Source organism: Mycobacterium kyorinense (genome assembly GCF_001672775.1).
Lineage (GTDB): Bacteria > Actinomycetota > Actinomycetes > Mycobacteriales > Mycobacteriaceae > Mycobacterium > Mycobacterium kyorinense_A.
Map to the genome: position 1 here is coordinate 31,889 of NZ_LZKJ01000158.1, position 9,355 is coordinate 41,243.

Below are 9,355 nucleotides of genomic sequence, written 5' to 3' on the forward strand. Positions count from 1 at the left end.
TTTACCGCACGCGCGGCCGGTCGGAGGCACTCCGCAGGGTCGTCTGCAAGGCGCGCAGCGCGTGATGCAGCTCGTGCTTGACGGCGTCGTCGTCGGTACTGAATTCGGCCGCGATCTGGGTTGTCGTCCGTCCGAGGTAGTGGGATCGGTAGATCATCGCGCGGTGCCGGTCGGACAACTGCGCCACCGCATCCCGGACCATGTTTGCGTCCGAGCCGGCGTCAGTCGCGGCTTGCCACCCGACCCGCCGCGCCAACTCCGATCGTGGACACTTCATCGCCCTGACTCCAGCCTGGCTGATTACACACAACGCACAGTTGTATGTGATGTATACATCCATCGATAAAGTGTGTCAATCACGACATTATGTGACGATTTGTCGTATATGCTCCGAGGTGTGTCCAATGCGCTGAACTTTCAGGCCGAGGTCCGTCAGTTGCTGCGGGACCGAGTACTCGATGCCGCGTATGCGCTCGTCTGCGCAGAAGGCTGGCGCGCGGTGAATATGTCGCAAATCGCCGCCATGGTCGGCGTCAGCCGCCAAGTCCTCTACAAAGAGTTCGGCGCCAAGCAGGGGCTCGGTAAGGCCCTGGTGGGACGGGAGACCGAACGGTTCATCACCGGGGTGATTTCGGCGATGCGGGCGCACCCCGACGACATCGCCGCTGGTCTGGCCGCCGGCGCTGCGTTCACCCTGCGCGCCGGCGCTGAGGATGCCCTGGTCAAGGCGAACCTGGCGCGCGCCCGCGACGGAGACACCGGCCTGACCCCACTGCTGACAACGGGACCCACGCCAATCTGGGCCGGTGCGATGAAGGCAATCGCGACCGCTGTCCGTGAGTTCTACGACCTTCCGGCTGCGATCGACCGGCAGTTGGACTCGATCGTCGAGGTCGACGTCCGGTTGACCTTCAGCCATCTCCTGCAACCGATGAACACCACCGTCGACGACGCCGTCCAGCAAATCCACACGACGCTGTCGGCCTTACTGGGCGCCGTCACCTCGTGATCACCGTCGCCTGCCCTTCGAGGCGAGCGTGCAGGCGGCCGCGGCGGGCCGTCCCGCTGTGAACTGAGGTGGCGCTCGACTCGTATACCTAGCAGGAGGTGATCGAGTGGCCCGTGTCGCCGGCACGGCGGAGCCAGAAGCCGCCCTGATGAAGGCGCTCTACGACGAGCACGCCGCCGTCTTGTGGCGCTATGCCCTACGGCTGCTCGGTGACGCGAGCCGTGCCGAAGACGTTGTCCAGGAGACCCTGTTGCGGGCATGGCAGCATCCGGAAGTGGTCGGTGACACTGAGCGGTCGGCCCGGGCCTGGCTGTTCACCGTCGCCCGCAACATGATCATCGACGAACGACGCAGCGCACGGTTCCGTCACGTCGTCGGCTCATTCGACGACACCGCCACGCCCGAACAGGTGTCGCCAGACGAGGTGAACGCGGCGCTGGACCGGCTGCTGATCGGCGATGCAATGGCCCAACTCTCGGCCGACCACCGGGCCGTGATCGAGCGCTCCTACTACTGGGGATGGACTACCGCGCAGATCGCAGCCGACCTGCAGATCGCGGAAGGAACCGTGAAATCGCGCCTACACCACGCGGTACGAACACTTCGGCTCACGCTGCAAGAGATGGGAGTGACGCGATGATGTCACGAACCATCCGGACAGGCTTTGACAGCGAATACTTGATAGTGGCTGGAGATGGGGTGACGCGATGAGGTCGCTACGGGGACTCGGCCCGCTCAGTGACGGCGGACTAGGCGCAGACGGTGACCACCGCTACGCGATGTGGGACGCCGCCTACGTGTTGGGCTCACTGTCGGCTACCGACCGGCGCGAATTCGAGGCACACATGGTCGACTGCGTAGCATGCCGGGAGGCGGTCACCGAACTCAGCGGGATGCCGGCGCTGCTGTCGCAACTCGAACGCGGCGAGGTAGCCGCGATCAGTCAAGCCGACCCGACAGCACCGGAAATGTCGGCGGACGTGCTGCCGTCATTGCTGGGTGTTGTTCGCGGACGGCGCAACCGCACCCGGGTGATGGCCTGGGCGGCCTCTGCGGCCGCGGCCGTCGTGCTGGCGATCGGCGTGTTGGTCGGCGTTGCCGGCCATCCACCGGCGTCGTCGCCGACGGCCACCGTGTCAGCCCAACCGATGGCCCAAGTCGGGACAACGGCGCTGAGTTCCACAGTGTCGCTTAGCAGTCAGCGGTGGGGAACCTACATCGACATGAAGTGTGTCTGCCTGGCTCCGGTGTACGCCCACCACGACACGCTGGCCATGGTGGTGGTCGGCCGCGACGGCAGCCGCACCAGGTTGGCGACGTGGGTTGCAGAACCTGGTTACACCGCCACGCCCGCGGCCAGCACCTCGATGCCGGTGGACCAGATCGCCGCTGTGCAGGTGGTTGCCGCCGACGGCGGCCAGATTTTGTTGGAGCGCGCGCTGTAAGTCCCGGCGAAACTTCGGCCGCCGGTTGAACTCTCGTCACGTCCCCGTCGTGTTATTGGCATCGCCACGAGTCAGGTGAGCCGTCGTGGCGCTCGGGGTCGACGAGATCGTCGATGCCGCCGCCGATCTCAAGGAGAACCGGACCCATGTCGCTGCCCGCACTTGACGATATCGCCACCCACGCCGGCACTACCGAGCCCATCGACGGGGTGATCCGCATCGAGACCAGCCCTAGAGCGACGGCGACCCCGCTCATCATGGAGATGATGCGGTCGGTGTATCCGCACGATCAGGTTTTCGGGCAGTACTGCACCGTCAACGATTACATCGACTGCCCACCCGACGACCTGTTCGACTACATGGCGGACACCCGCAGTCTGGAGGAATGGACGTACAGTCTGCGAGGTTTCACCCCCACCGACGAACCCGGTCTTTGGCTCGCGCACGATCGGCTCGGTTCAGAGACCGAGATCTACACCCGCACAAGGGTCGACAAACGAGCCCGCACGGTCGACTACCACTGCGCGTGGGACCAGGGCACGCACTTGTGGATGATCTACTTGATGCGCGTGGTCGACGCGCAACTGGTATTCGACAAGCCGGGTTCAGTTGTGCTGTGGACCAATTGCCACCACCCGTTTTACGACCACAACCCGTATCCCGAGACCGCGCCGCCACAACGGCCCGTATGGGTCGGCGATTTCTGGGACATGTTCGGCGCCGGACACCTGCTGGAACTGAAGAACCTCAAGGCAATCGCCGAATACCGCTACCGCAACGGCCTCCCCATCACACCGGCCTGGATGATGTGAGTTCGCCGTGAACTGCTCGGCGCGGTGAACCCGCATCACCGATGAGTCGTGTACACGGCATGTCAACAAAGCACCGGGTCGTCGACTATATCGTCGAGTACCTCTCGCGGGCCGGAATCGACTACATCTTCGGAGTGGACGGCGCCAACATCGAAGACCTCTATGACGCAGCATTCTTCAGTGCAGAGATCACCGCGGTGGTGGCCAAGCATGAGTTCTCCGCTGCCACAATGGCGGACGGATACAGCCGCGGCGGGAACGGCCTCGCGGTGGTCGCAGCCACATCCGGTGGCGGCGCCCTGAACCTTGTTCCCGGCCTCGGCGAAGCATTGGCCAGCCGAGTGCCGGTATTGGCGCTGGTGGGCCAGCCGGCGACGGCGATGGACGGACTGGGCAGCTTCCAGGACACCAGCGGTTGCAACGGCACACTGGACGCGCAGGCCGTCTTCTCCGCGGTGTCGGTGTTCTGTCAGCGGATACAGACCCCCGGCGACATCGTCGCAGCGTTGCCGGCCGCCGTCGCAGCAGCGCGCACAGGTGGCCCGGCGGTGTTGTTGCTGCCCAAAGACATTCAGCAGGCTGAAACGCGGACCAACGGCCACGCCACTGCTGTTGTGCCGTCCCGGGCCATCGGCGACCCACACCCCATCGCCCGCGCGCTACGCCGGGTGACCGGGCAGATCACGATCATCGCCGGCGAGCAGGTGGCCCGCGATGACGCCCGAGCCGAATTGGAGTGGTTGCGAGCGGTACTGCGAGCGCGTGTGGCCTGTGTGCCAGATGCCAAAGACGTCGCCGGAACACCCGGTTTCGGCTCGTCGTCGTTGCTCGGGGTCACCGGCGTGATGGGGCATCCCGGCGTGGCCGGTGCAGTAGCCGGCAGCGCGTTGTGCTTGATCGTGGGAAGCCGGCTGCCGGTGACCGCACGCGCCGGTCTCGGCGATGCGCTCAAGGGGGTACGCACCCTATCGATCGGGTCCGCGCCGCCGTACCTGGCATGCACCCACGTGCACACCGACGATCTGCGGGCGTCGTTGCGGATGCTGACCAGCACCCTGACCGGGTCCGGGCGACCCAGCGGTGTGCGAGTGCCAGATGTAGTGCCCCGCACGGAATTGCGCCCACCGGTATTCGATGGGCCGGGCTTGCGTTATCGCACCGCGATGCACGTGCTAGACCGGGTGTTGCCTGACGGGGCGGACATTGTCGTCGATGCGGGTAACACCGGCGCGGCCGCCATCCACCATGTGCCGGTGCGGCGCAACGGCCGGTTCGCGGTGGCACTCGGCATGGGGGGCATGGGCTACAGCTTCGGTGCCGGGATCGGAATGGCGTTCGGCCACGCGAAGGCCAGGGCGCCGGGTCGGCGCGTGGTGGTGATTGCCGGCGACGGCGCATTTTTCATGCACGGCATGGAGGTGCACACCGCTGTGCAATATCAGCTCCCGGTGACGTTTGTATTGTTCAACAACAACGCTCACGCCATGTGCGTGACCCGCGAGCAGCTGCTCTACGACGATCGCTACAGCTACAACCGGTTCGCGCCAAGCCGACTCGGAGCGGGGTTGGCGGCGATGTTCCCCGGACTGGCTTCTGTCGATGTGGCCGACGAGGCCGGTTTCGTCGCGGCGCTGCATGCGGCGATGGACGTGTACGGGCCGACGGTCGTCAGCATCGAATGCGCGGCTGACGAAATTCCGCCGTTTGCACCGTTTCTCCGGCCTGCCTCGGCCGCGATGCCCGGCGCTCAGCCAGATACCGCAAAAGAGGACCGCACGCGCGTCGCTGCCAGCGCGTAGCGATCACCAGTCCGATATGAGATGAGCCCACTATGAATCAAGTCAGCCTTACCGACGTTGCAACGTATCTGCCCGGAGAGCCGATCAGCGCGGATTACTACGCACAGTTCAGCGAGTCCGATGAGCTGCGTGACAATCTCATGTTTCGCGCGCCGAAGTTCCGCCATCACGTCGCACCCGGAGAGTCCGCGATCGACATGATCGAGCGGGCTTGCGCCGGGCTGATAGAACGGCACGGCCAGGAGGCCGTCGAAGACGTCGACGTGCTGATTACCCATACCCAACTGCCGGACATGCCGTTTTACGGTATGGGCGGCGGCGTCGCGCACCGGTTGGGCATGCGGCCGTCGTGGGTGCTGGACTTGCACAACGGTGGGTGCGCCGCGTTCGTGTTGGCGCTGAAGGTGGCTCGCCAACTGTTGGCTACCGGTGCAGGACGCACAGCGCTCATCGCGATCGCCCAGAACGCGGCGGGTCAGGTTTTCGACCAGCCCGCCGTACGCGGCAAGGCGCAGGCGTCAGTTCCCGGCGACGGTGCCGCGGTCGGCCTGGTCACGGTGTCGGACGACTCGCCCATCCTCGACGCGGAGTGCCGCACCTACGGCGAATATGCCGGCGACATGACATACACCGTTGACCCGCCGCGCAAGTACTGGCAGCCCGGCACCGGCGAAGGCTGCATCGGTTTCACCGACAGCAAGATCGCCAAGGTGCTTGCCCGCGGCAACCGCCAGGTCCCGGAAGTGGCGTTGGCAGTTTGTGATCGAATCGGTCTGGCGGCCAAGGATATCGGTCTGCTCGTCACCAACCAACCCAATCGGGTGTTCTTGCGGAATTGGCGTGACGCGCTCGAGGTGCCGACCGCGAAACACCTCGATACCTTCGATGAGTGCGGCAACCTGTTCGGCGCCGCCATCCCAGTGAACCTCGATCGCGCGATCAGTGGCGGACAGCTCGCGGCCGGTGACGTGGTGCTGATGGCAGCGTTTGCACACGCGGGTGACTTTGCCGGTGCCGCGGCGGTCCGCTGGGGCGGACGCGGCTGATGCCGGCCGTGGCGAACCCGGTGTTCGGTGAGGCGCTGCCGAATCCAGTCGATCCACTTGCCTTGTCGTTGAACGAGAATCCGTTCCCGCCGTTGCCTTCGGTGCGGTCGGCGTTGATCCGGTCGATCGATGCGGCCAACCGGTATCCGGAGTTTTTGCCGCAGCAGCTGCGTCGGGTGATCGCCAGACATATCGGGGTGGTAGAGGCCCAGGTGGTGCTCGGCGCCGGTGCAACCGGTGTGCTGATGCAGGTGCTCCAGACGATGACCACGCCGGGCGACTCCATCGTCATGGCTGCGCCGACGTTCGACGGGTATCCGATTTTCGCGCAGATCGCACGGCTGCGTCCGGTGCTCGTCCCGCTCGACAAGCACGGGCACCACGACCTGGACGCCTTTGCCGATGCCGCCGTGAACGCCCGGGTCGCCGTGCTGTGCCGGCCGCACAACCCGACCGGCACCATGGAATCCGTCGCCGACGTGCTGCAGTTTCTGCGCCGGGTGCCGGGGGACACGATCGTCGTGCTCGACGAGGCCTATATCGAGTTCGCCGCCGCCGAGCACCGGATCGATGCGGCGATGTTGATCGCACGTTTCCCGAATGTGGTTGTGGTGCGGACATTCTCCAAGGCATACGGCTTGGCCGGCCTCCGGATCGGTTACGGACTCGGGTCGGCTGAGCTCATCGGGACATTGTGGACCAGCCAGCTGCCGTTCGGCATGGCAATTACCAGCCTGACGGCCGTCGCCGCGTCCTATGACGCCGAAGACCAACTGCTCCAGCGAATCCGGCTCATCACTGCCGAACGCCGGTATCTGCGGATGCGGCTATCCGCGGTGGGCATCTATAGCACCGACTCACATGCCAACTTCTTGTACCTGCCGTCGAGGGGTCGGCCGTGGCGCGAAGTGTTGGCGGGCGGCGCACTGCAGATCCGTTGTTACGCCGACGGCGGCGCGCGCATCACCGTCGGCGCTCGAGAGTCGACGCTGGCGGTGCTGGCCGCGGTATGAAAGTCGGCGCGATCGCGTCGAAGTGCGGTAAGAAGGGGCGTGGCCGCCTCCGATAACCGTGATCCGATCGCTGCGGCGCGGACCAACTGGGAGCGTGCCGGATGGGGCGACGTGGCTCAGGGCATGGTCGCGGTGACCTCGGTGATGCGAGCCCACCAGATCCTGCTCGCCCGCGTCGAGACGGCATTACGCCCCTATGACCTGAGTTTTTCCCGGTTCGAGTTACTGCGCCTGTTGGCGTTCACCCGCACCGGCGCGCTGCCGATCACCAAGGCTTCCGACCGGCTGCAGGTTCATGTCACCAGCGTCACCCATGCGATTCGGCGGCTGGAAGCCAGCGGGCTGGTGCAGCGGGTACCGCACCCGACCGACGGGCGGACCACGTTGGTGCAGATCACCGACTTGGGCCGCTCGACGGTCGAGGATGCCACCGTCACGCTCAACAAGCAGGTCTTCGTCGACATCGGAATGTCGGATGCCGACGCACAGGCCCTGGTGTCATCGATCGAGACGCTGCGGCACAACGCCGGCGACTTTTGATGCCCAGCGGAGGCACTCAGGGCACGGCGATTTCGTTGACATGCGCCCCCAGCCAGTCGCGGAACGACTGTAGTTGGGGATTCAACTCCCGCACCCGGTGAAGATCGCGATCACCGACGAACCGCTGGGAATTCTCGGCATAGAACTGAAACATGTTGCCCATTTCGACGGCCCCGGGGAAACCCAAGGCGCGGTATAGGTCCCAATCGAGCGGGCGATACGCGACCTCCTCGCCGAGCACCTCCGTTAACGCCGCCGCATACTGGTCACCGGTCAGGTGGTCACCAGCGATGCTGACCGTCTTGCCGATAAGCGCCGCATCGCGCTTGAAGATGCCTAGTGCCGCCTTGCCGATATCGTCGACGGCGATGCCGGACAGCAGCTGGTCGGCCATCGGCAGGGTCAGGGTCAGCTGGCCGCCGGCGTCGCGCGCCAATCCCAGGCCGTCGGCAATGTTGTTGAAATAGAACGCAGTTCGCAGGAATGTCGTTGGGACACCGTATTTTACGAAAAGCTCGTCGGCTTCAGCTTTAGCGTCGAAGTGGGGAACCTTGTACTGGCCTTCGGCGTTCGGCACTCGTTCGTCGTCGCCGAAGAAGTCGCGGGTGTCCTCCAGCGTCGACCAGATCACGTGCGCGACGTCGGCGTCACGGGCGGCTCGCGCGGCGATCTCCGCCTGCGCCAGTTCCATCTCGCCCCGGGTCCTTTCGGCCTCCTGCTCCGGGGTCCGGTCGACCCAGTAGTTCGTCACGACGTACGCGCCGTGGGCTCCGTCGAATGCACGGCGCATGCTCTTCTCGTCGTCGAGGTCGGCCTCCACGACCTCGGCGCCAGCCCGCGCTAGTTCCTGTGCGCTGCCGGATTGAGTGTTCCGGGTCAACGCCCGCACCGTGAGCCCGCGATCGGGCTCAGCCAGGATTGCCCGCGCCAGCCCGCCGCCCTGCGATCCGGTAGCCCCGACGACTGCGATCAGCTTCTGTCCTGTCATAGCAACTCCTTACTCGAGCCAATTTAGGTTGATGCGTCAACCAACATGGCAGATATTACCCGGCCTGGTTGATATGTCAACCGAATCGGATAGGATGGGCAGATGCCAGACCAACCGTGGCTCAGTGACGACGAGCAGCAGGCGTGGCGCAGCTTTGTGGAGATGCGGCATCTGCTGGAGCGGCATCTGGAGCGTCACCTGCAGCGCGAGTTCGGGTTATCAGATTCCGACTTCGAGATTCTGGTCAATCTGTCCGAGTCGCCGAAAGGGCGGATGCGCCCGGTAGAACTGGGCGAGGCGACTCAATGGGAAAAGAGTCGGCTGTCGCATCACTTGAGCCGGATGGAGAAACGCGGCCTCGTCCGCAGGGAAGCGTGCAATGCGCGCTACCCGGAGGTCGTATTGACAAAGGCCGGCCGCGACGCCATCAAAGCCAGCGCCCCGGCCAACGCCGCCCGGGTACGGAAGTTCTTCATCGACGTGCTTGGCCCCGAACGTCTCGCCGCTTTCCGTGAGGCCTCCGACGACGTGATCGCCGCCATCGAGGAACACCAGAAAACCGACTGTCCGCCCGAAATCCGTGGCCGTTGAACGATCCAGGGGACGACGGCACCCTTGCCGCGAGCGTGTTGCTCCTATGTCAAGCGGCCGCGTGTCGTGGTGGTTGAAGGTTGGTTTGGTGGTCGGTGCGTAAGCGTTGAAC

11 protein-coding genes are annotated in these 9,355 nt (G+C 65.0%); 9 read left to right on the forward strand and 2 right to left on the reverse strand.

Annotation, left to right across the window (positions count from 1 at the left end; all coding sequences use genetic code 11):
* Position 1: 1 nt before the first annotated feature.
* Positions 2–277, reverse strand: a complete 276-nt coding sequence (locus A5707_RS17500) for a sigma factor-like helix-turn-helix DNA-binding protein (protein ID WP_065015718.1) — start codon at positions 275–277, stop codon at positions 2–4.
* Between the two features lie 120 nt (positions 278–397).
* Here A5707_RS17500 and A5707_RS17505 point away from each other — a divergent pair, with 120 nt between their 5' ends.
* From A5707_RS17505 to A5707_RS17540, 8 genes are all read left to right on the forward strand, one after another.
* Positions 398–1,009 carry a TetR family transcriptional regulator gene (locus tag A5707_RS17505; protein ID WP_197495355.1) on the forward strand — a complete coding sequence of 204 codons (612 nt, stop codon included), beginning with the start codon at positions 398–400 and terminating at the stop codon, positions 1,007–1,009.
* A gap of 106 nt (positions 1,010–1,115) precedes the next feature.
* Complete coding sequence (locus A5707_RS17510; protein ID WP_082969526.1) at positions 1,116–1,649, forward strand: sigma-70 family RNA polymerase sigma factor; 534 nt, start codon at positions 1,116–1,118, stop codon at positions 1,647–1,649.
* A 67-nt stretch (positions 1,650–1,716) separates the two neighbouring features.
* Positions 1,717–2,454 (forward strand): anti-sigma factor family protein, encoded by a 738-nt coding sequence (locus A5707_RS17515; RefSeq protein ID WP_065015720.1) that lies wholly within the window; start codon positions 1,717–1,719, stop codon positions 2,452–2,454.
* Between the two features lie 146 nt (positions 2,455–2,600).
* Positions 2,601–3,266 carry a hypothetical protein gene (locus A5707_RS17520; RefSeq protein ID WP_065015721.1) on the forward strand — a complete coding sequence of 222 codons (666 nt, stop codon included), beginning with the start codon at positions 2,601–2,603 and terminating at the stop codon, positions 3,264–3,266.
* A 59-nt stretch (positions 3,267–3,325) separates the two neighbouring features.
* The gene (locus A5707_RS17525) at positions 3,326–5,065 is read left to right on the forward strand and encodes a thiamine pyrophosphate-binding protein (RefSeq protein WP_082969527.1); all 1,740 of its coding nucleotides are present in this window, start codon (positions 3,326–3,328) and stop codon (positions 5,063–5,065) included.
* Positions 5,066–5,097: 32 nt separating this feature from the next.
* The gene (locus A5707_RS17530) at positions 5,098–6,111 is read left to right on the forward strand and encodes a 3-oxoacyl-ACP synthase III family protein (protein ID WP_065015723.1); all 1,014 of its coding nucleotides are present in this window, start codon (positions 5,098–5,100) and stop codon (positions 6,109–6,111) included.
* On the forward strand, positions 6,111–7,124 hold the full coding sequence (locus tag A5707_RS17535; protein WP_065015724.1) for a pyridoxal phosphate-dependent aminotransferase: 1,014 nt from the start codon (positions 6,111–6,113) through the stop codon (positions 7,122–7,124). The genes A5707_RS17530 and A5707_RS17535 overlap by 1 nt, the downstream gene beginning before the upstream one ends.
* Before the next feature lie 39 nt (positions 7,125–7,163).
* Positions 7,164–7,664 carry a MarR family transcriptional regulator gene (locus tag A5707_RS17540; protein ID WP_065015725.1) on the forward strand — a complete coding sequence of 167 codons (501 nt, stop codon included), beginning with the start codon at positions 7,164–7,166 and terminating at the stop codon, positions 7,662–7,664.
* Between the two features lie 16 nt (positions 7,665–7,680).
* Here A5707_RS17540 and A5707_RS17545 read toward each other — a convergent pair whose 3' ends face one another.
* On the reverse strand, positions 7,681–8,652 hold the full coding sequence (locus A5707_RS17545; RefSeq protein WP_065015726.1) for an NmrA/HSCARG family protein: 972 nt from the start codon (positions 8,650–8,652) through the stop codon (positions 7,681–7,683).
* Positions 8,653–8,754: 102 nt separating this feature from the next.
* On the opposite strand from A5707_RS17545, the gene A5707_RS17550 reads away from it, so the two are divergent.
* A complete protein-coding gene (locus A5707_RS17550; RefSeq protein ID WP_065015727.1) occupies positions 8,755–9,243 on the forward strand; it encodes a MarR family winged helix-turn-helix transcriptional regulator in 489 nt (162 codons plus the stop codon).
* Positions 9,244–9,355: the final 112 nt, after the last annotated feature.